The sequence below is a fragment of the Stenotrophomonas sp. 80084_Sma genome (assembly GCF_056481995.1).
Genome location: NZ_CM151177.1, coordinates 3297720 through 3317548 on the forward strand (window position 1 = coordinate 3297720; position 19829 = coordinate 3317548).

Consider the following 19829-nt stretch of genomic DNA (forward strand, 5'->3'; position numbering starts at 1 on the left):
GTTCCGCCCGCAGCACGCCGTTCCCATGCAGCCACGCAACAACGACATCCTCACCCCCAGCCAGCTCAACACCCTGGCCCGCGACCTGCTGGAAGGCAGCTTCCCGGCGATCTGGGTCGAGGCCGAACTGGGCAGCGTGGCGCGCCCTGCCTCCGGGCACCTGTATTTCACCCTGAAGGACGCACGTGCGCAGCTGCGCGCAGCAATGTTCCGGATGAAGGCGCAGTACCTGAAGTTCGTGCCGCGCGAAGGCATGCGCGTGCTGGTGCGCGGCAAGGTGACCCTGTACGACGCCCGTGGCGAGTACCAGATGGTGCTGGACCACATGGAAGAAGCCGGCGAAGGCGCGCTGCGCCGCGCTTTCGAGGAGCTGAAGGCACGCCTGGAGGCCGAGGGCCTGTTCGACCCGGCACGCAAGCGGCCGCTGCCGGCGCACGTGCAGCGCCTGGCAGTGATCACCTCGCCCACCGGTGCCGCCGTACGCGACGTGCTGAGCGTGCTCGGCCGCCGCTTCCCGCTGCTGGAAGTGGACCTGCTGCCGACCCTGGTCCAGGGCAGCAGTGCCGCCGCGCAGATCACCCGCCTGCTGCAGGCGGCCGACGCCAGTGGCCGCTACGACGTGATCCTGCTGACCCGCGGTGGCGGCTCGCTGGAAGACCTGTGGGCCTTCAACGATGAAGCGCTGGCCCGGGCGATCGCCGCCAGCCGCACCCCGGTGGTGTCGGCGGTGGGACACGAAACCGACTTCAGCCTCAGCGATTTTGCCGCCGACCTGCGCGCACCGACGCCGTCGGTGGCGGCCGAACTGCTGGTACCCGACCAGCGCGAACTGGCCCTGCGCCTGCGCCGCACGGCCGCCCGCATGGTGCAGTTGCAACGGCATGCGATGCAGCAGGCGATGCAGCGCGCCGATCGTGCCCTGCTGCGCCTGAACGCCCAGAGCCCGCAGGCACGGCTGGACCTGCTGCGCCGCCGCCAACTGGATCTGGGTCGGCGCCTGCATGCCGCCTTCAACCAGCAACAGGAACGCCGTGCCGCGCGCCTGCGCCATGCGGCGGCAGTGCTGCGCGGGCATCATCCGCAGCGCCAGCTCGACGCGATGCAGCGCCGCCTGGCTGCCCTGCGCGGGCGCCCACAGATTGCGATGCAGCGTCTGCTGGAACGCGATGCACTGCGCCTGCGCGGGCTGGCGCGTTCGCTGGAAGCGGTCAGCCCGCTGGCGACTGTGGCACGTGGCTACAGCATCCTGACCCGCAGCGACGACGGTGCCCTGGTGCGGCACGTCGACCAGGTGCAGCCGGGTGACGCCCTGCAGGCCCGTATTGGCGACGGTGTGATCGAGGTGCAGGTCAAGTAAAGGGTTGTTCGGCAGGGCTGCGCCCTGCACCTGCAGAAGCGCTCAAGCAACAGCAACAGCCGAAGCAACAGCCAAAGCTGGTATTCCGTGGGATGGCGGGGCGGTGTGGCTGTGCAGGACACGCCGTAAACCCATCCATGGGGGCTCGATGGCGCCATCCATGGCGCCAACGGTCCCGCACAACCACACCGCCCCGCCTCTGACAGATTCCGGAGGCTGTTGGTAGTTGTCGACCTTGGTCGACACGGTAGATCCACGCATGCGTGGATGAATCTCCATCGGAATCGAATATTTCGATATCGGAACGATTTGAGCCGAGCATGGCTCGGCTCTACAGAAGAGCGAACAGATTGCGAGAATCTTTCGAAGGCGGGGTGGGTCCGGTTGCGGGGGCGTGAGCCGCATGGGCCCGAGGCATGCCTCGGGCGGGTTGGGCAGGACGCCCAACCCCGGTCTTGCCGTGTGCGCAGGACTGCGCACACGAGCAAGCGGCGACCGAGCTTACATGGGTGAGGGCGCTTTGCTTGCGAAGCACTGCTTCGCAAGCGCCCGAACGCACAGCCGCCAGCGGCTGGGCCGGGCCCCGGAGGGGGGACTTGCAGCGGCCCCCGCAACCGGACCCACCCCGCCATCCCACGGAATGCACGCTGTTGCTGTTGCTTCGGCAGGTGCAGGGCGCAGCCCTGCCGAACAACCCCCTACTTTGCCTGCTCGCAGAACTTCTGCCGGTACTCGAGCGCCTTCGGCATCAGCGCCTGCAGGTTCTGGATGCGGGTACCCGGGTTGGGATGGGTCGAGGAGAATTCCGGCGGTGACTGGCCACCGCTGGCCTGGCCCATGCGCTGCCACAGCGGCACCGCCTCGCGTGGATCGAAGCACGCTGCCGCGGCCAGCATCAGCCCCACTTCATCGGCCTGCGTCTCGTGGCTGCGCGCATACGGCAGCAGATACCCATAACCCATCGCCGACATCATCATCTGTTGCTGCTGCGCATCCATGCCGCTGGCGGCGCCGGCCACCTGCCCGATCTGGGTCAGCTTCTGCTGGGCCATCCGCTGTGCACCGTGGCGCAGCAGCGCATGGGCAATCTCATGGCCCATCACCACCGCCATCGCATCACGGGTGCGCGCCACCGGCACCAGCCCGGTGTAGACCGCCATCTTGCCGCCCGGCAGGCAGAACGCGTTGGCCTGCTCGGATGGGATCACATTCACTTCCCACTGGAAATCCCGCGCGAAATGCGCCGGCTGCACGCCGTGCTCCTGGGCCAGCGCGGTCTCCACCACATCGACCTTGGCAATCAACCGCTGGGCGATGTCGCGCACATCGCGCGCGATCGGCGCATTGGGATCCATCGGCCGTTCCTGCGACAGGATCTGCTGGTAGGCCTGCAGCCCCAAAGCGGTCTCCTGCCGCGCATCCAGGCTGCTGTCAATCATCACCTTCTCGCCGGTATACGGATCCACCGTACGGTTGGAAAACCAGTAGAAGACCGCATAGCCAGCGGCCAGCAATAGCACCCACCAGCGGATGTTGCCGAACAGGCCGCGCCGTTGTGGGCCTTGCGGCGAGCGGGAGAAGGGATCATTGCGCATCGGGTCGGCTTCCAGCAGGCCCCGCCGGCCGGCGGGCACGGCGCAATCTTAGTGCGCCGATGCCAGCAACGGGTGAAGCCGGCCGCCGATCAGATGCCGCGTACCAGGCGGAAGCCGATGCGCGCGTTGGTGGTATCCGAGTCCTGGGATTGCCGCCAGGCGGCACGGGTCTGCTCCGGCGCATTGGCCCAGTTGCCGCCCCGGATCACCCGTGCGCGGCAGCCCGGGTTGAACCAGGCGGCGCCATCGGAGGGCGCGCGCCGGTAGCTGGCATGCCAGCAATCGGCCACCCATTCGCTGAGATTGCCGCCCATGTCGTGCAGGCCGAAGGCATTGGCCTGGAAACTCCCTACCGGTGCTGGCCCCCACCAGCCATCGCCATAGCCGATGAAGGCGTTGTGCCAATGCCGCCCGGACGGCGACACGTCCTTGCTGCCGGTGAAATTGCCGCTGCCCGGCGGCGGCGTGCCGGCATCGCCCCAGGGGTAGCGACCACTGCTGCCACCGCGCAGCGCGTACTCGAACTCTGCTTCACTGGGCAACCGGTAGCTGCGCCCGGTCTGCTCGGACAACCACGCCGCATAGTTTTCGGCATCGCGGATGCTGACGTGCATCACCGGCGAATTGGCCATCGCGCGGCCACCGTCGTAATCCGAGCGCCAGTCCACGCCGCTGCGGCGGATGAAGTTGCCGCTGCGTTCGTCATAGACCACCGAATGGCCGCGCCGCGTCGCCCGTGGGCGCGCATTGGTCGCCTTCACGTAGCGCTGGAAATCGCTGACCGTGACCTCGGTGATCGCCATCGCAAAGCCTCGATCAAAGCGCACATAGTGCGATGGTCGCTCGGCATCGCTCGAGCCCGGCTCGGCATCGCCGGCGCCCATCTGGAAACCGCCATGCGGCACCACCACCATCTGCGGCCCGCGTCCGCCATCGCGCATGGCGTCGCTGAACACCTGTCCCGGGCGGAAGCTGCCGTAGTGGGTGGCCAGGTCGATACGCTCACGCAGCTGGGCCACCACCGCGTCTCCCGGCAGGGCGATGCGCAGGGCCTCGGCCAGTTTCTCGCGCGCCGGCTTCAGGCCCTGCGGCGTGGACAGGTCGCGCAGGCCGTCATCGCGCAGCTGCAGCAATGCCGCCGCACGGATCTGCTCGATGCGCTCGAACGCGTCGGCGATGGTGGGCGACGAGTCGCGCACCTTGCTCGCTTCGGCCAGCCAGGTGCCGGCGCTGGCGAAATCGCGCGTGCGTGCCGCGTCTTCGGCGCGGCGGATCAGTCCACTTTCGGCCGCGGCCAGTCCCTGCCGTGCGCGGCTGTTGTCCTCATCCAGTGCCAGTGCCTCACGGAAGTTGCCGATGGCCCCATCCCCGTCTTCACCGATCCGGTCCGAGCGCAGGTCCTCTTCGCCGGCGCGGTTATAGGCCACCACACGCTGGGCAAGCTCCACCCGTCCCTGCAGCGCACGCACCTTTTCGTCCTTCGGCGCCAGCGTCAGCAACACCAGCGCCTGGCGGCTGGCCTCAGCCAGCGCCTCGCGCTGCTTCAGCGGCCGCACCAGCAACGCATCCGCCTGCTGCTGCAGGCGCTGGCGGGCGCGCTGCAGGCCTTGGCGAGCCTGGCGGTCATCCGGATCCTCTTCCTGTACCGCCAGCCACAGCGGGATGGCGGCATCGGCATCCTCATAGAGCCGTCCTTCGGCGAACGCCTGCTCGGCGGCGCGGCGCAACTGGGCCAGGCTGCGGCCCTGGCGGTCCACCCGCGGCGGCGTCCACTGCTGTACATCCTCGGCGGCATCCTCACCGGCGATGGTCACGCTGCCCTGCCCGGCCTGCGGGCGCTCGTCGCTGTCTGCGTCCGCGGACGGGCGCGCCTGTTCCCCGGCACTCCGGTCCGTTGCCGTGGGGGGCGACGGCGTGCAGCCGGCCAGGGCCAAGGCCAGGGCGGTGCACAGCACGGGCGACAACGAAAAACGCAAGCAGAGCCTCCTTCGGCACGGACGCGCACCGACGTTAGGCTATTCTCCCCTGCCTGAGCAAACCCGAGTAGTAGGCCCTGACCCGTGGCAACCTGGATCACCACCCCCGCCGAGCTGGATGCGTACTTCCAGCAGCGCCCGACCCGCATCGGCCTGGATACCGAATTCATCCGTGAGCGCACCTTCTGGCCGCAGCTGGCCCTGGTGCAGATGGCGGTCGGGCAGGACATCCTGCTGATCGACCCGCTGATTCCCGGCATGACCGAGGCGCTGGCGCCGTGGCTGGCCGATGAATCCATCACCAAGGTGATGCACAGCGCCAGCGAAGACCTGGTCGCGTTCAAGTGGGCGTGCGGCGTGCTGCCACGACCGCTGTTCGACACCCAGATCGGTGCTGCGCTGGCCGGCATCGGCGGCGGCATGGGCTACCAGAAGCTGGTGGCGGAAATCACCGGCGTCGCCCTGGCCAAGGGCGAAACCCGTTCGGACTGGATGCGCCGCCCGCTTTCGGAGTCGCAGCTGCAGTATGCCGCCGACGACGTCGAGCACCTGTTCGCGCTGCATGACGCCATTGATGCCAAGCTGCAGGCACTCGGCCGCCAGCAGTGGCTGCACGACGATGGCGAGCGCCTGCTGGCCAGCGTCGCCAATGACGAAGACCGCTGGCCGCATCTGGCGATGCGCTCGGCGCAGTTCCTCGACGCGGCCGCACAGCACCGCCTGCTGCGCCTGCTGCGCTGGCGTGATGTACAGGCACGCAACAGCGACCGCCCGCGAAGCTGGATCCTGGACAACGAACTGGCCGCCACCCTGGCGCGCACGCCACCGGCCGACGAGGCTGCGCTGGGCAAGCTGTTCGAGCAGTTCCCGAAGGCACCGCGCAAGCTGGCCGGCGCGGTCTGGCAGGCGCTGTCCACACCGCTGGCCGATGAGGCCGGGGCACCGCTGGCACTACCCGCCAACGACAGCAACAAGCAGGCGGTGAAGAAGCTTCAAGACGCGGTGGCCGAGCGCAGCCGCGAGCTGGGCCTGCCGGATGGCGTGCTGGCCTCCCGCAAGCATCTGGAAAGCTATCTGGAACGCCGCCAATGGCCGGCAGCACTGGCCGGCTGGCGCCAGCAGGAACTGGAATCGCGGTTGCAGGCGCTGCTGCCGGCACGTTGATGGCACAAGGCGCCGGACCACGTCGGCGCCGTGCACCTCAGGCCTGCTGGGGCCGTGCTAGGGTTTGCCGGTACTGACAAGGAGACGTCGATGCAGACCCTCAAGATCGCGACCGCCTGCGCACTGCTGCTAACCCCGTTGGTCCTGGCATGCGCTGGGCAGGCCGCACCACTTTCCTATGCACAGGAAAAGGAGAACACAGCCAAGCTGGTGGACATCATTGACGGTGCCACCCGCGATGGTCTGGTTGCCGTGCTGGTGCCGGCCCCGTATGTCGTGCACAACGGCGGGCCAGGCGTCGGCTCTCCGGTCCCCGGCTTTCATCTGGGCAACCGCTCGACCGACCTGCCCGGGTTCTCGACGCGGGTGTCCTTCCAGCACAAGGACATTCCCTCCCAGGGCTATGTGCAGCTGTTCAACACCAACGAACTGGAAACCGGCCCGCAGCGGACGGTGTTGATGGACGTGTTCGAGGTGCATCTGATTCCGCCGGGCACCTATCTGCTGAACGGTGCGGAGAACTACCGCCTGAACACCCGCGTGGCCAAGCTGAAGCCGCTGGGGACCATGGACGAAGTATCGAAGGACATCGGCGCCACCCGCCTTGCCGACGTCGACTACCGTTTCTATTCCTGGAAGAAGGTCTGGGTACCACCGGGCGTCCTGACCGATCAGCACTCCCAGCAGGTCTGCATCTCGGTGCACGTGGCTTCCGGCAACTGCGTGGCATGGGGCACCCAGAACTATGAAACCTCGCGCCCGACCGAAGGCTACTGGGATGACAGGATCGTCCCTGAAGACATCCCTGCCGTACGCATCCAGGCGGTCATCGCCAAGGCCCACGCGCCACTGGCCTTCACTGCCCACGAAGGGCAGATCCTGCTCAGCCCCTTCATTGTTGCCGCCGACGGCGATATCGATTTCAACGCGAACGACTGCGCACCGGTCGACAAGCTGACGGGCTGCGCCCTGCGCCGCTTCAGGGTGCACTACCAACCCGCGCCGTTGGACGCTGCACGCAAGCACATCGCAATCACCTCGCGCGGCCTCAACGGCAAGCAGCGCAAGGTACTGGAGCGGATGGAGGCGATGCAGCTGCAGGTGCTGGGCCCCAGTGCGCCGTCCGATGCAGCGCTGGGCAAGGGCGTCAGCGCCACGCCTTGAGCACGGATGATGCCTGACCAGCAACGAAAAACGGCGCTCGATGAGCGCCGTTTCCGTTACACGACGGGGTGGGCTTACCAGTTCATGTTCAGCGAGACACCGACGGTACGCGGCTCGTTGTAGACCGCGGCCATGTAGTTCTCGATCACACCCTTGAGGTTCTTCTCGTTGGTGATGTTGCGCGCGAACAGCGCCACTTCGTAGGCACCGTAGTTACCCGAGTAGCCGATCTTCAGGCCACCCTCGAAGTCACCCTTGGAGTTGAACTCCTTGCTGTCGTACAGCACGAAGCTGGTGTAACCCTGCTTGTTCCAGTCGGTGGAGACGAACATGGTGCCGGCGTCGCTCACCGGGAAGTCGTAGCGGGCCGCCAGGTTGACGTTGTACTTCGGCGCGTTCGGCAGCGGGTTGCCGTCGATCTGCGCGAAGGTGTTGGCACCGACCTTGATGGTCGGGTCGCCGACGGTGCAGACCACCTGGCCATTGAGGCCGCAGACCTGCGCGTACACGCGCTTGTCCTTGATCTCGCTGTGCAGCAGGCTCAGGCCGGCGCTCAGGGTCAGGTTCGGGATCGGACGCAGCTCCATGTCCGCTTCGAAACCGTAGGCCTTGGCCTTGTCGGCGTTGAACAGCACGCCGTTGCCGTCCGAATCGTTGCCGTTGAGCTGGATGTCGTTGACGGTGTAGGTGAACGCGGTGGCGTTCAGGCGCAGGCGGTTGTCCCACAGGCTGCTCTTCACGCCCGCTTCCCAGGACAGGATGGTCTCGGAATCAGCGGTGGTGAAGTCGGCATTGAACACCGCCGAACGGCCCTGGATGGTCGGGCCGCGGAAGCCGCGTGCGACCTTGGCGTAGACGCTCACGTCCGGCGTGATCTGATACATCGCGCTCAGATCCCAGCTCGGGGTGGTGTCGGACATCTTGACGTCGGTGCGGCCCTTGTAGGTGACCACGCCAGCGGCAGTGTCAGCCGTCTTCAGCAGGCGGGTGTGCTTCTCGTCCTTGGTCTGGCGCAGGCCGGCAGTGACGGTGAACTTGTCGGTGAAGGCGTAGCTGATCTGGCCGAACCCGGCCCACGAGGTGTTCTTGTTGCGCAGGCGCACCCAGTTGTTCGGGTTGCGGGCCGCGCCCTGCAGGAACCATGCACGCTGGTAGAAGTCGGTGGTGTCGCTGCCGTTGAAGTAGAACGCACCGGCCTGCCACTGCAGGGCGCTGTCGTCATGGCTGGCCAGGCGGAATTCCTGGGTCCACTGGTCCAGGTCACGGATGCGGCCCATCGACTGGCCGTAGCCGTTCGGCACGCCGTTGACCGGGAAGTTCACCGCGGCACCGCCGTCGGTGTCGCCACGGCTGTAACCGGAGGTGGTTTCGTAGGCGGTGATCGAAGTGAAGTCGATCGCGCCGAAGTCATAACGCGCCTTCACCGAACCGCCATAGGTCTTGTACGCCTGCGGGTTGTTGCCGGCTTCGTCGTAGGCGACCTTGTCGCGCGGCACGTCGGTCTTGTTCGAGCCCTTGGTCAGCGCACCGCGCAGGAACAGGGTTGAGGTGCCTTCGTAATCACGGGCGTGGGCCGAGGCCAGGATCGAGAACTGGTCGCTCGGGGTCAGCAGCAGCTGGGCGCGCACGTTGCGGTCATCGAAGCCGCCCATGGCGTTCTTCTTCGGGCTGACCGTGCCGTCGGCGCTCGGGCCCTTGTAGGTGTTGTCGACGTAATCGTCGCGGTGCTGGTACAGGGCCGACACACGGAACGAGGCGATGTCGTTGATCGGGCCACCGAAGCCGCCGTCGATCGACACGCTGTTGTAGGACGCGTAGCTGGCGCTGACGCGGCCGGTGTAGTCCTGGGTCGGCTTCAGGGTGTCGAACTTGATGATGCCGGCGGTGGTGTTGCGGCCGAACAGCGAGCCCTGCGGGCCGCGCAGCACTTCCACCTGGTCCACGTCATAGACCGGGTTGGACTTCAGCACCACGTGTTCCAGCACCACGTCGTCCTGGATGATCGACACCGGCTGCGAGGCACCGAGGTAGAAGTCGATGTTGCCCAGGCCACGGATGTAGAAGCGCGGGAAGATGCGACCGGTGGTGGTTTCCGCATACAGGCTCGGCACGCGGCCGGACAGCGCCAGCAGGGTGTCGTCGCCGCCGGCGGTGAAGTCGCGCATGCGCTCGCCCTGCACCACGCCCACCGAGACCGGCACTTCCTGCAGGTTCTGCTCACGGTGTTCGGCGGTCACGGTGATCGTGTCCAGGCCGGTCGGGGTCGGCGCGCTGTCCTGTGCGGCGGCGCCGAAGCTGCCGACCAGGGCCAGGCCGGCACAGGCCAGGGCCAGCGGATGGCGGCGGAAGGAAACAAAGGAAGACGACATACCCGACAGGCGGCGGGAATCGGAATGGGAGGGCATGAAATGCTCTGAGGAGGCGTCCGTGCGGCCTGCGCGAGCCGGGCGGCAAAATGGAGGATAACTGCGCAAGCCGCCATTATCCCCCAAATTGTTACGATTTCGTTGCACAGCACCCAAACCCGGCGAAACAAGCGGTTTCGGCACAGTCACCGGGCATTCCGCACGCCCTGAAGGCTTGACTCAGGGCAGCGGGGTCAACGCCACATCGACCATCGCCAGCAGCCGCTCGCGGCTGATGCCGTCACGGGCCTGCACCGAAATGCCGTGCAGCACCGTGGCGAAGTGATCGGCCAGTGCCTGCACCGCCACATCGCCGGCCAGCTGCCCTTCGGCCTGCGCCTGCTGCAGCCGCGCAATGATCGCCGCCGTACGCTGGCGACGATGGCTGGCCAGCCAGTCCCGTACGCCCTCGCCATCGGGCGACACGCTGCTGGCCGAGGACACCACCAGGCAACCGTGTGGCCGCCCGCGCCGGGTGTAGGTCAACACGGCGTCACGCAGCATGGACCCGATCGCCTCGCGCAGCGTGGCCTGCTCCAGCGCGCGCGGCGCGAAGCCGCCCTCGCCTTCCTCGTACAGCGCAACGGCTTCGCGGAACAACTGCTCCTTGCTGCCGAACGCGGCATAGATGCGTGCAGAGGCGATGCCCAGTGCTTCCACCAGTGCCGACATCGACGTGCCTTCATAGCCGTGCTGCCAGAACAGCAGCATCGCCTTGCGCAACGCCTGGTCCCTGTCGAATTCGCGCGGTCGCCCTGCCATCTGCCTGCCTGCTCCAGTGAGGCGCGCAGTGTAACGCGGGTGTTGACCACCGCGAGGGTCGCGCATATTCTTTGTTGATCGACAAACAATTGGAGCAACACATGCAGACCCTCAAGGGCCCCAGCCTGCACCTGGCGCAGTTCGCCGGCGACCAGGCCCCGTTCAACAGCCTCGCCAGCATTGCCGCGTGGGCCGCCGGCCACGGCTTCAAGGCCCTGCAGATTCCCGCGTGGGATGCACGCCTGTTCGACCTGGCCACGGCTGCCGACAGCCAGGACTACTGCGACGACCTCCGCGGCACCCTGGCCGAGCACGGCCTGCAGGTCAGCGAACTGACCACCCACATCCTCGGCCAGCTGGTGGCCGTGCATCCGGCCTACGACGAGCTCTGCGATGGCTTCGCCCCCGAAGCACTGCGCGGCAACCCGAAGGCCCGCAGCGAATGGGCGCAGCAGCAGCTGCACCTGGCCGCCCGTGCCTCGCGACGGCTGGGCCTGCAGGACATGGGCACCTTCTCCGGCTCGTTCGCCTGGCCGTATCTGTTCCCGTTCCCGCAGCGCCCGCCGGGCCTGATCGACGCGGCGTTCGACGAACTGGCACGACGCTGGCGGCCGATCCTCGATGCCTGCGAGGACAACGGCGTCAACCTCTGCTACGAGATCCATCCCAGCGAAGACCTGCATGACGGCACCAGCTTCGAGCGCTTCTTCGAACGCGTCGACCAGCACCCGCGCTGCCGCATCCTGTTCGATCCCAGCCACTTCGTGCTGCAGCAGCTGGACTACCTGGAGTACCTGGACATCTACCACCCGCTGATCCGCATGTTCCACGTCAAGGATGCGGAGTTCCGCCCGAGCGGCCGCCAGGGCATCTATGGCGGGTATGCCGACTGGACCGAGCGCGCCGGCCGCTTCCGCTCGCTGGGCGACGGCCAGGTCGACTTCAAGTCGATCTTCTCCAAGCTGGCCCAGTACGACTACGCGGGCTGGGCGACGCTGGAATGGGAGTGCTGCCTGAAGGACCAGGAAGCCGGCGCGCGCGAAGGTGCCGCGTTCATCCGCGACCACATCATTCCGGTCACCGACAAGATCTTCGACGACTTCGCCGGTGCACCGATCAGCACCACACAGATGCAGCAGATGCTCGGCATCGCCTGAGCCCCAACGGAGCAACCCCCATGAACACCCTTTCTTCCGCTGGCACTGCCGGCGACGATGCCCTGCGCCATCACTACCTGCGTATCGACGGCCAGCGCGTGCATTGTGTTTCCGCCGGCCATGGCGAGCCGGTGCTGCTGATTCCCGGTTGGCCGCAGACCTGGTATGCCTGGCGCCACGTGCTGCATGCGCTGGCCGAAGCCGGTTTCGAAGCGATTGCCGTGGATCCGCCGGGCATCGGCGAATCCGACCGCCCCGCCCACGGCTACGACACCGGCAGTGCCGCCGCCGTCCTGCACCAGACCATGCAGGCACTGGGCCACGATCGTTACCAGGTGGTCGGACATGACATCGGCATGTGGATCGCCTATGCGCTGGCCAGCGATCAGCCGCAGGCCGTGCGCCAGCTGGCGGTCACCGAAGCGGTGATTCCCGGCCTGGCGCCGGAACCGGGCATCTTCGCCGCACCGGCTGACAACATCTTCCTCTGGCACTTCATGTTCAACCAGGTGGCCGACCTGCCGGAAGCACTGATTACGGGGCGCGAGCGCGCCTACCTGGAATTCATGTTCGACCGCTGGTCGTACCGCCGTGATGCGGTGGCCGCCGATACCTACATTGCCGCCTACAGCCGCCCCGGCGCCCTGAGGGCGGGCTTCGCCTGGTACCGCGCGATTCCGGAAACGATCCGCCAGAACAAGCTGCGTGCGCAGCACCGTTTGCCGATGCCGGTACTGGCCATCGGCGCCGAGCACGCCACTGGCGATGCGCCGATGCTGACCCTGCAACCGCATGCCGATGATGTGCGCGGCAGCATCGTGCCGGGCTGCGGCCACTTCATCATGGAAGAAGCGCCGCAGGCGTTCCTTGCACAGCTGCTGCCGTTCCTGCAGGAGGCACGCCATGCTGCTTGAACCGGCGCTGCAGCAGTTCGTCGACGCCGTCGCCGCCCATGCGCTGCCGGAAGACCTGCGCGAACTGCGGGCGATCAGCGAGAGCGCGTTGCCACAGTTGCAGGGAGCACCACAGCCGGTTGCGCATGTGATCGAACACACGGTAATCGCGCTCGACGGGCATGCGCTGGAGCTGCGTTTCTACACGCCGGAAGGGCTTCCCGATGGACCGGTACCGGCTCTGCTGTTCGCCCACGGCGGCGGTTGGTTCCAGTGTTCGCTGGCGGTCTATGACGGCCCCTGCCGCGCGCTGGCCAATGCCAGCGGTTGCGTGATTGTCGCCGTGGGTTACCGGCTGGCGCCGGAGCACCCGTTCCCGGTTCCACTGCATGACGTCGCCGACGCCTGGCGGTGGTTGCAGGACAACGCCGAGCGCCTCGGCCTGGACCCACGGCGGCTGGCGATCGGTGGCGACAGCGCCGGCGGCAACCTCGCCGCCGCCTGCTGCCTGCTGCTGCGCGAACGGGGCCTGCCGCAACCGTGCCACCAACTGCTGCTGTACCCGGCGCTGGATGCCGGCATGGGCAGCGGTTCCTACCGCGACTACGCCACAGGCTATTACCTCAGCGCCGAACTGATGCAGCGCTGCTGGCAGGCCTATCTGGGTGATCTGGCCCAACCGTCGGCGCTGGCCTCGCCCGCCCACGCAACCGACCTGCAGGGGCTGGCGCCAGCCTCCGTGCTCAGCTGCGAGCACGACCCGCTGCGCGACGAGGCCGAGCAGTACGCGCACCGCCTGCAGGCTGCGGGTGTCGACTGCACGCTGGAGCGGCTGCCGGGGATGATCCACGCCTGCATCCACCTGCAGGACGTGGCTGTTTCCACCGGCATGGCGGTACAGCGCGCGGGCGATCTGCTGCGCCAGGCGCTGGCCTGAACCGGCTGGGGACGGCGGCAGATCCACGCCTGCCGCCGTCCCGGTCCGGCGCTTGGCAAGCCCGGCAGGCGGCGCTACACTGAAAGCCTGCCGTGGGGCCATAGCTCAGCTGGGAGAGCGCGTCGTTCGCAATGACGAGGTCAGGAGTTCGATCCTCCTTGGCTCCACCACTATTCAGAAGAACCCGTAGATCTCCGTGATCTGCGGGTTTTTTTTTTTTCAGCGCCCGCGGCTCAGGCCGGCTCCTCGCCGCCGTCCTTGCGCTGCGGGCTGCGCGAGTGCGTATCGCGCACCTGTTGATCGCGCTGCCCCGGCCGCTGCTTGGCCACGTCGTCCTGCTTCCTGTCCTGGCGGCTTTCCTGGATGCCCTGCTTCGGGTCCTGATCCTTGCCTCGCTCGTTCATTGAAATCTCCCTCGCCGGCGGAACGCCAACGTTGCCCATCACGCTAGAGGTTGCCGGGTAAGCCACAGGTCAGTCCTGTGCCAACGTCATGTGCAGGCACTGGCTTGCCGCTGCGGCCCCCGTGCAGCCAGAATCCGACGCACCACGCCCACCGGTATGCCATGCCCTCTTCTGTCCAGCACGCAGCACACGCCGTGCCGATGCGCCTCGATGCGACCGACGGCAGCATCCAGCTCGGCAATCTGCCGGCCTTGATCTGCCCCACCCTGTCACGGGATGAGGCGCGTATCGCGTTCGCCACGCTGGTGCGAGGGGAGCGTGATGTCGGCACCGGCTATCACTGGCTCAGCCTGCACCGGCTCAGCCTGGGCGGTGCGCCCGCTGGCATCAGCCTGTGCTTCCACGGGCAACAGCTCGACATGGTGACGATGGGCGTCGATCTACCCGGTGCAACACTGGAAGACGGCTGGCCAACCCAGGCCGCAATCGATGCAGAAGTCGCCTTCATGCGCCGCACGCTGGGTGCGGCGCTGGGTCGCAAGCTGAGCGGCGGCCAAGCCCGGTTCAACTGGGGCGAAGCCTGGGCCCGTTTCGATCCGAAAGGCTTCATGGCCAGCAGCGGCATTCGCTACTCACCACGCACGTGACCGCGCTCAGGTACGGGTGATCGACACCCCACCCTCCACGCGCATCGCGGTACCCGTAACGAAACTGCTCTCATCGCTGGCCAGGAACAGCGCCGCATTGGCGATCTCCTCCGGCTCGGCGAGGCGCTTGAGTGCGTGCAACGAGCGCACGAAGTCGCGGGCATCGCCGGTCGGTGCGGCCTGCCGGCCCATCTCCGTATCGGTGCCACCGGGCAGCAGTACGTTGCTGCGCACGCCGCGCGCACCGTATTCGGCAGCGATCACCTGGCTCAGGCCGATCAGCCCGGCCTTGCTTGACGCATAGGCCGCCATGCCCGGGAATCCCACGGTGTGGCCGACGAAGGTACCGACGAACACCAGCGAGCCGCCGCCGCGCGCCAGCAGTGCCGGCAGCTGCGCGCGTGCCGCATGGAAGGCGGCGTCGAGATTGGTGGCCATCACCTCGCGCCAGGCATCCACCGGAAACTCCGCCGCCGGCACGCCCGGGCCGAGCATGCCGGCATTGTTGAGCGCGATGTCCAGGCCGCCGAATGACTGCTGGGCCAGATTGACCAGCGCCTGCGCCGTGCCCGGGTTGGCCACGTCGGCGGCATGCACCACGGCTTCGCCACCGGCAGCGCGAATCTGCTCGGCCAGCGCCTGCAGCGGCTCCGGCCGCCGTGCGTTGAGCACCAGCTTTGCTCCTTCGGCGGCGAAGCGCAGCGCGCTGGCGCGGCCGATACCGGCGCTGGCACCGGTGATGAGAGCGATCTTGTTGTTCAGGCGCATGGTCGTGGTACCGGTTGTGAAGTGGCCGCCACGATGCCGTGCCTTCGGTCCGCCAACACTCCGTTTCCGGGCCTCACAGGTGAGTGCAGGAAACGGAGTTTCCGCAGCACCGGCACGTGCCAGAATCCGGCCATGGACAGTACCGCCACCACCGCCCTCGATGACCGCATCGAACGGGTCTGCCGCCACCTGCAGACCAGCCTCGACGAACCCTCGCTGCAGGAACTGGCCGATATTGCTGGCTGCAGCCCGACGCGCTTGCATCGCCTGTTCAAGCAGTCCACCGGGCTGACCCCCAAGCAGTACGCCGCCGCGCTGCGCGCCGACCGCCTGCGCACCGGGCTGGAACAACAGGAACGCATCACCGACGCCTTCCACGATGCTGGCTTCGGTTCCAGTGGACGCTTCTACGAGAACGCACCGAAGTTGCTGGGCATGACGCCCAAGCAATGGCGCGCAGGGGGGCGCGGCGAAGTCATCCACTTCGCGCTTGCCGAAAGCTCACTGGGCAGCGTGCTGGTGGCCAGCAGCGGGACCGGCGTGGTCGCGATCCTGCTCGGCGACGATCCGGAGACACTGCTGCAGTCGTTGCAGCAACGCTTCCGCCAAGCCGAACTGGTCGGCGCCGACCAGGGCTACGAGCAACTGGTGGCACAGGTCGTAGGCCTGGTCGAGGATCCTTCGCGAGGCGCCACGTTGCCGCTGGATATCCGTGGCACCGCGTTCCAGCAACGGGTGTGGCAGGCACTGCAGCAGATTCCGCGCGGGCAGACTGCCTCGTATGCGGATATCGCCGCGCGTATCGGCGCGCCGCGCTCAAGCCGCGCCGTCGCACGCGCATGCGCAAGCAATCCGTTGGCGGTGGCCGTGCCCTGCCACCGCGTGGTGCGCCGCGATGGCGACCTGTCCGGCTATGCCTGGGGCGTAGCGCGCAAGCGCGAACTGCTGCGCCGGGAAAAGACCTCGACTGCCTGAGGTGGGTGCCGACCTTGGTCGACACACTCAGCTTCCCGTAGGCGCCGACCTTGGTCGGCACACCGCCAAGGCCTCAATCCAGCTTCACCACCAGCTTGCCGAAGTTGCGCCCCTGCAACAGCCCGAAGAACGCCTCCGGCGCATTCTCCAACCCTTCCACCACATCCTCGCGGTACTGGATGCGGCCGTCGCGCAGCCACTGCGGCATCTCGCGTTCGAACTCCGGCCACAGGTGGTTGAAGTCGTGCACGATGAAACCGCGCACGGTCAGGCGCTGGCGCAGGATCTGGCTGAACAGTGCGGGCAACCGGTCCGGGCCGGGCTGCTCGACGCCCCGCTCGTTGTAGGTGGCGATGGTGCCGCACACCGGAATGCGGGCGAAGTCGTTGAGCAGCGGCAGCACTGCATCCAGCACGTGTCCGCCCACGTTCTCGAAATACACGTCGATACCCCTGGGCACTGCCGCGCGCAGCGTCGCGGCGAAATCAGCGGCGCGATGATCCAGCGCCACGTCCACGCCCAGCGTCTGCAGATAGGCACGCTTGGCTTCGCCGCCGGCGATGGCGACCACGCGCGCGCCCTGCAGCTTGGCCAGCTGGGCCACGGTCGCGCCCACCGGCCCGGTCGCGGCAGCCACCACCAGCGTCTCGCCCGGCTTCAAACGGGCGATTTCATGCAGGCTGGAATAGGCGGTGAAGCCGGGCATGCCATACACGCCCAGCGCGGTACTCAGCGGCAGTCCGGCCGGGTCCAGGCGGCGCCCCAGTGCCTTGGCCGGCAGCACCGCGTGGGTCTGCCAGCCCCCCGGCGCCAGCACCAGCTCACCTGCGGCTACGCCCTCGGCGTTGGACTGCAGCACCTCGGCCACGGTCTGCCCTTCCATCACCGCGCCCACCGCCACCGGCGCGGCATACGAGGGGCCCTCGTCCATGCGTCCACGCATGTACGGGTCCAGCGACAGGTAGCGGTTGCGCAGCAGCACCTCGCCATCGGCCAATGACGGCAACGCAACCTGTTCCAGGCGGAAGTTGGCTGCACTTGGCGCCCCCTGCGGACGCGACGCAAGCACGATGCGGGAGGTGGTCGAGGGATCGGACATGGCCAGGTCTCTGCTGTTGCCAGCATCAGGAAGGGAGTGCCGACACTACGCCGCAGCCATCCCCGATGGCGGCCACGAAAACAGCGTTCCATCGCCCGGACCGGCGCAGGTCCGGCGCAGCCCTTGCCCTTGCAGCTTTGGCGATCGCGGCGATCTGCTGATTTCCACCGCAGACGATGATCGACTGGCCACGCCCCGCCCCAGAACGGAGGATCAAGCACTTGCGAGCGCGCAGACGGCAATGTGAAGAAATCTTGGCAAAACGCTTGCCGAAGGCAGCCGACCTCCGTAATATACGCGTCCTTGGCAGCGACCTCGCTGCAATGAAACATGTGGCCGAGTAGCTCAGTTGGTAGAGCAGGGGATTGAAAATCCCCGTGTCGGCGGTTCGATTCCGTCTTCGGCCACCACTTTCGAAGGCCTGCAGAGATGCGGGTCTTTTTTTTCCGGAAACCGGGTTTGATCACGGTTGCCACACAATTTGGCCGAGTAGCTCAGTTGGTAGAGCAGGGGATTGAAAATCCCCGTGTCGGCGGTTCGATTCCGTCTTCGGCCACCATCTTCAGAGACCTGCAGAAATGCAGGTCTTTTTTTTTGCGCGATCGTGCCTGCCGTCTCTGTAGTACCGTCCTTGGTTCACTGCATGGAGCACTGATGACATGGATGACACCCCTTCCCTGTCCCAACTACGGCAATCGCTGCGTCGCCTGCAATGGCTGGTTGCCGGGCTGTCCGTATTGTTGCTTGGCTTGGCCGCAGTCACGGCCTGGCTGCTTTCGCAGCGCGATGCCCCATTACACGTCGATCATTTGAGCACGCGGCAGCTGCAGGTACTCGACGAGCACGGCGTGGTACGGGTGGAGATTGGCCAGGACAGCGTAGAAGAAGGGCGACGAAGCCGCGCTGCCGGCATCCTGATTTTCGACGCTTCCGGCGCCGAGCGAGGCGGCCTGAGCACGTTCGAGGACAACAGCGTCGCTCTTGCTCTGGACGCCCCGAAGGGACAGGGCGAGGACCGGTGGCGGGACCGGGCCGGACTCCGTGTGGACGCCGACGGCTCCGCGCAACTGCTGCTGACCGACAATCTGACCCGCGGCGCAGTACGCCTGCATTCCAAGGGAACTGGCGGCGGAGGGCTGGACACCTTCAAATGGGATATGGGCAGCGGCACGTTGCATACGCGGACACTTACCTTTGACGGCGACGAGCGCAGTCAACGCCCGTTCGAGCAGTAGCCGCAACTGACGACGGCAATGGTGCCGGCGCATGGAACCTTTACACGCGCCCGTGGCCGCTCGCCTAAGCTCAGGACTCCTGCCTGGAGCCTGCCGATGCCTCTGCGTCCCGCCCTGCTCGCCTGCCTGCTGCTGGCCGCCTCCCCGGTGATCGCCGCCGAACCGGTGCGCGCAGTCGACACGCTGGACATCGACCGCTACGCAGGCCAGTGGCACGAGATCGCGCATCTTCCGGTGTCGTTCCAGAAGCAGTGCGTCGGCGAGATCACCGCCAACTACGGGCTGCGCCGCGATGGCCGCATCAGTGTCACCAATGCCTGCCGCAACGGCGACGGAGAACGCGTGGTTGCTGAAGGCGTGGCACGCCCGGTTGCCGGCCATCCCGGCCAGTTGCAGGTGCGCTTCGTGCCGGACTGGCTGAGCTGGGTGCCACTGGTCTGGGCGGACTACTGGGTCCTGGCACTGGACCCGGACTATCAGTGGGCGTTGGTCGGTGAACCGGACCGTAAGTACCTGTGGATCCTCTCGCGCCTGCCGGAAATGGATCGCGCCCGGTTCGAACAGTTGAAAGAGAAAGCCGAGACGATGGGCTACGACCTCGGCCCACTGCGCCTGATGGCTCCGATTCGCGATACGCCCGCCGACTGAACCGCGCCGCATCCGGCGCACCACGCGCGTGCCATCCGGCGCCGCGCACGCCCGGCCGCCATCTTCACGCGCTACCCTCTGCGACGGGTCGCCACAGGCGATCCAAACGACCATACGCCGTAGTATGCTTATCCAACGCACCCCTCCAGAGGACCTGCGCCCATGCTCCACCGCTTCCGTATCGCCTTGATCGTCCTGTGCACCCTCGCCCTTGTTGCCTGCAACAACGGCATCGTCAAGCGTGTTTCGGAACCGGCGGCCAGCCTGCAGCAGCTGACCGTGCGCGCCGACGGCAACTGGACCGTAGCCCTGCGCCTGCAGAACTACAGCTCCATGCCCATGACCTTCGATGACGTCGCGCTGGCGCTGACCGTCGGCGACAGCGACGCCGGCACCCTGCAGGCCAAGCCGGGCATTTCCATCGGCGGCACCTCGGCCGACGTCATCCAGGTCAATCTGGTGCCCAGCTCGGCCGCACGCCTGGTAGTGGCCGATGCGCTGGCCAGCAACCGCACCCTGGCCTATGGCCTGAAGGGAACGGTGGCAGCCACGCCGCAGGAAAAGAAGCAGCGCAGCTTCGACATCAGCAGCCGCAGCACCCTCAACCAGGCCCCGGGCCTGCCGGGCGTGCTGCGCTGACTCC

The 19829-nt window shown here is 67.0% G+C and carries 18 protein-coding genes and 3 tRNA genes; 14 read left to right on the forward strand and 7 right to left on the reverse strand.

Annotated features, from left to right (window positions below; genetic code table 11):
- Positions 1-25: 25 nt before the first annotated feature.
- Positions 26-1357 carry an exodeoxyribonuclease VII large subunit gene (gene xseA / locus ACZK3W_RS15315; RefSeq protein ID WP_197616069.1) on the forward strand — a complete coding sequence of 444 codons (1332 nt, stop codon included), beginning with the start codon at positions 26-28 and terminating at the stop codon, positions 1355-1357.
- 698 nt (positions 1358-2055) lie between these two features.
- Here xseA and ACZK3W_RS15320 read toward each other — a convergent pair.
- Both ACZK3W_RS15320 and ACZK3W_RS15325 read right to left on the reverse strand, forming a co-directional pair.
- On the reverse strand, positions 2056-2952 hold the full coding sequence (locus ACZK3W_RS15320; RefSeq protein ID WP_049401698.1) for a M48 family metallopeptidase: 897 nt from the start codon (positions 2950-2952) through the stop codon (positions 2056-2058).
- Positions 2953-3041: 89 nt separating this feature from the next.
- Positions 3042-4928, reverse strand: a complete 1887-nt coding sequence (locus ACZK3W_RS15325; RefSeq protein WP_049423890.1) for a formylglycine-generating enzyme family protein — start codon at positions 4926-4928, stop codon at positions 3042-3044.
- Between the two features lie 84 nt (positions 4929-5012).
- On the opposite strand from ACZK3W_RS15325, the gene rnd reads away from it, so the two are divergent.
- Positions 5013-6092, forward strand: a complete 1080-nt coding sequence (rnd, locus tag ACZK3W_RS15330; RefSeq protein ID WP_032130292.1) for a ribonuclease D — start codon at positions 5013-5015, stop codon at positions 6090-6092.
- Between the two features lie 90 nt (positions 6093-6182).
- On the forward strand, positions 6183-7256 hold the full coding sequence (locus tag ACZK3W_RS15335; RefSeq protein WP_032130293.1) for a hypothetical protein: 1074 nt from the start codon (positions 6183-6185) through the stop codon (positions 7254-7256).
- A 74-nt stretch (positions 7257-7330) separates the two neighbouring features.
- On the opposite strand, the gene ACZK3W_RS15340 is transcribed toward ACZK3W_RS15335, so the two are convergent.
- Both ACZK3W_RS15340 and ACZK3W_RS15345 read right to left on the reverse strand, forming a co-directional pair.
- Positions 7331-9661 carry a TonB-dependent receptor gene (locus tag ACZK3W_RS15340; RefSeq protein WP_032130294.1) on the reverse strand — a complete coding sequence of 777 codons (2331 nt, stop codon included), beginning with the start codon at positions 9659-9661 and terminating at the stop codon, positions 7331-7333.
- Between the two features lie 180 nt (positions 9662-9841).
- A complete protein-coding gene (locus tag ACZK3W_RS15345) occupies positions 9842-10423 on the reverse strand; it encodes a TetR family transcriptional regulator (protein ID WP_197615928.1) in 582 nt (193 codons plus the stop codon).
- A 101-nt stretch (positions 10424-10524) separates the two neighbouring features.
- On the opposite strand from ACZK3W_RS15345, the gene ACZK3W_RS15350 reads away from it, so the two are divergent.
- From ACZK3W_RS15350 to ACZK3W_RS15365, 4 genes are all read left to right on the forward strand, one after another.
- Positions 10525-11580 (forward strand): sugar phosphate isomerase/epimerase family protein, encoded by a 1056-nt coding sequence (locus ACZK3W_RS15350; RefSeq protein WP_197615929.1) that lies wholly within the window; start codon positions 10525-10527, stop codon positions 11578-11580.
- A gap of 20 nt (positions 11581-11600) precedes the next feature.
- Positions 11601-12494 (forward strand): alpha/beta fold hydrolase, encoded by an 894-nt coding sequence (locus tag ACZK3W_RS15355; RefSeq protein ID WP_032130297.1) that lies wholly within the window; start codon positions 11601-11603, stop codon positions 12492-12494.
- The gene (locus tag ACZK3W_RS15360; protein ID WP_197615930.1) at positions 12484-13410 is read left to right on the forward strand and encodes an alpha/beta hydrolase; all 927 of its coding nucleotides are present in this window, start codon (positions 12484-12486) and stop codon (positions 13408-13410) included. Before ACZK3W_RS15355 ends, ACZK3W_RS15360 begins: the two co-directional genes overlap by 11 nt.
- A gap of 94 nt (positions 13411-13504) precedes the next feature.
- Positions 13505-13580 (forward strand) — tRNA-Ala (locus ACZK3W_RS15365).
- A 63-nt stretch (positions 13581-13643) separates the two neighbouring features.
- Here the strand turns inward: ACZK3W_RS15365 and ACZK3W_RS15370 are convergent.
- Positions 13644-13814, reverse strand: coding sequence for a hypothetical protein (locus tag ACZK3W_RS15370; RefSeq protein ID WP_165929940.1), 171 nt, complete (start codon positions 13812-13814; stop codon positions 13644-13646).
- 161 nt (positions 13815-13975) lie between these two features.
- Between ACZK3W_RS15370 and ACZK3W_RS15375 the strand changes: the two genes are divergently transcribed.
- The gene (locus ACZK3W_RS15375; protein ID WP_125894302.1) at positions 13976-14461 is read left to right on the forward strand and encodes a hypothetical protein; all 486 of its coding nucleotides are present in this window, start codon (positions 13976-13978) and stop codon (positions 14459-14461) included.
- Between the two features lie 6 nt (positions 14462-14467).
- On the opposite strand, the gene ACZK3W_RS15380 is transcribed toward ACZK3W_RS15375, so the two are convergent.
- Entirely contained in the window at positions 14468-15229 is a 762-nt protein-coding gene (locus ACZK3W_RS15380) for an SDR family oxidoreductase (RefSeq protein WP_197615931.1), read from the reverse strand.
- 132 nt (positions 15230-15361) lie between these two features.
- Here ACZK3W_RS15380 and ACZK3W_RS15385 point away from each other — a divergent pair, with 132 nt between their 5' ends.
- Complete coding sequence (locus ACZK3W_RS15385) at positions 15362-16204, forward strand: methylated-DNA--[protein]-cysteine S-methyltransferase (RefSeq protein ID WP_197615932.1); 843 nt, start codon at positions 15362-15364, stop codon at positions 16202-16204.
- 73 nt (positions 16205-16277) lie between these two features.
- Here ACZK3W_RS15385 and ACZK3W_RS15390 read toward each other — a convergent pair whose 3' ends face one another.
- Positions 16278-17303: an NADP-dependent oxidoreductase gene (locus ACZK3W_RS15390; protein ID WP_197615933.1), complete on the reverse strand. Its 1026-nt coding sequence runs from the start codon at positions 17301-17303 to the stop codon at positions 16278-16280.
- Positions 17304-17637: 334 nt separating this feature from the next.
- On the opposite strand from ACZK3W_RS15390, the gene ACZK3W_RS15395 reads away from it, so the two are divergent.
- From ACZK3W_RS15395 to ACZK3W_RS15415, 5 genes are all read left to right on the forward strand, one after another.
- Positions 17638-17713 (forward strand) — tRNA-Phe (locus tag ACZK3W_RS15395).
- A 73-nt stretch (positions 17714-17786) separates the two neighbouring features.
- Positions 17787-17862: transfer RNA gene (locus tag ACZK3W_RS15400), tRNA-Phe, on the forward strand.
- A 100-nt stretch (positions 17863-17962) separates the two neighbouring features.
- A complete protein-coding gene (locus ACZK3W_RS15405) occupies positions 17963-18538 on the forward strand; it encodes a hypothetical protein (protein ID WP_107432594.1) in 576 nt (191 codons plus the stop codon).
- A 96-nt stretch (positions 18539-18634) separates the two neighbouring features.
- A complete protein-coding gene (locus tag ACZK3W_RS15410) occupies positions 18635-19186 on the forward strand; it encodes a lipocalin family protein (protein ID WP_125894312.1) in 552 nt (183 codons plus the stop codon).
- Between the two features lie 162 nt (positions 19187-19348).
- On the forward strand, positions 19349-19825 hold the full coding sequence (locus ACZK3W_RS15415) for an LEA/WHy family protein (RefSeq protein WP_032130304.1): 477 nt from the start codon (positions 19349-19351) through the stop codon (positions 19823-19825).
- The last annotated feature ends 4 nt before the right edge of the window (positions 19826-19829 follow it).

Coding starts and splice junctions, on each gene's coding strand:
- ACZK3W_RS15350 (WP_197615929.1), top strand. CDS start 10,525: ATGCAGACCCTCAAGGGCCCCAGCCTGCACCTGGCGCAGTTCGCCGGC.
- ACZK3W_RS15345 (WP_197615928.1), bottom strand. CDS start 10,423: ATGGCAGGGCGACCGCGCGAATTCGACAGGGACCAGGCGTTGCGCAAG.
- ACZK3W_RS15320 (WP_049401698.1), bottom strand. CDS start 2,952: ATGCGCAATGATCCCTTCTCCCGCTCGCCGCAAGGCCCACAACGGCGC.
- ACZK3W_RS15410 (WP_125894312.1), top strand. CDS start 18,635: ATGCCTCTGCGTCCCGCCCTGCTCGCCTGCCTGCTGCTGGCCGCCTCC.
- ACZK3W_RS15385 (WP_197615932.1), top strand. CDS start 15,362: ATGGACAGTACCGCCACCACCGCCCTCGATGACCGCATCGAACGGGTC.
- ACZK3W_RS15380 (WP_197615931.1), bottom strand. CDS start 15,229: ATGCGCCTGAACAACAAGATCGCTCTCATCACCGGTGCCAGCGCCGGT.
- ACZK3W_RS15415 (WP_032130304.1), top strand. CDS start 19,349: ATGCTCCACCGCTTCCGTATCGCCTTGATCGTCCTGTGCACCCTCGCC.
- ACZK3W_RS15340 (WP_032130294.1), bottom strand. CDS start 9,661: ATGCCCTCCCATTCCGATTCCCGCCGCCTGTCGGGTATGTCGTCTTCC.
- ACZK3W_RS15335 (WP_032130293.1), top strand. CDS start 6,183: ATGCAGACCCTCAAGATCGCGACCGCCTGCGCACTGCTGCTAACCCCG.
- ACZK3W_RS15370 (WP_165929940.1), bottom strand. CDS start 13,814: ATGAACGAGCGAGGCAAGGATCAGGACCCGAAGCAGGGCATCCAGGAA.
- ACZK3W_RS15405 (WP_107432594.1), top strand. CDS start 17,963: ATGGATGACACCCCTTCCCTGTCCCAACTACGGCAATCGCTGCGTCGC.
- ACZK3W_RS15390 (WP_197615933.1), bottom strand. CDS start 17,303: ATGTCCGATCCCTCGACCACCTCCCGCATCGTGCTTGCGTCGCGTCCG.
- xseA (WP_197616069.1), top strand. CDS start 26: ATGCAGCCACGCAACAACGACATCCTCACCCCCAGCCAGCTCAACACC.
- ACZK3W_RS15375 (WP_125894302.1), top strand. CDS start 13,976: ATGCCCTCTTCTGTCCAGCACGCAGCACACGCCGTGCCGATGCGCCTC.
- ACZK3W_RS15355 (WP_032130297.1), top strand. CDS start 11,601: ATGAACACCCTTTCTTCCGCTGGCACTGCCGGCGACGATGCCCTGCGC.
- ACZK3W_RS15360 (WP_197615930.1), top strand. CDS start 12,484: ATGCTGCTTGAACCGGCGCTGCAGCAGTTCGTCGACGCCGTCGCCGCC.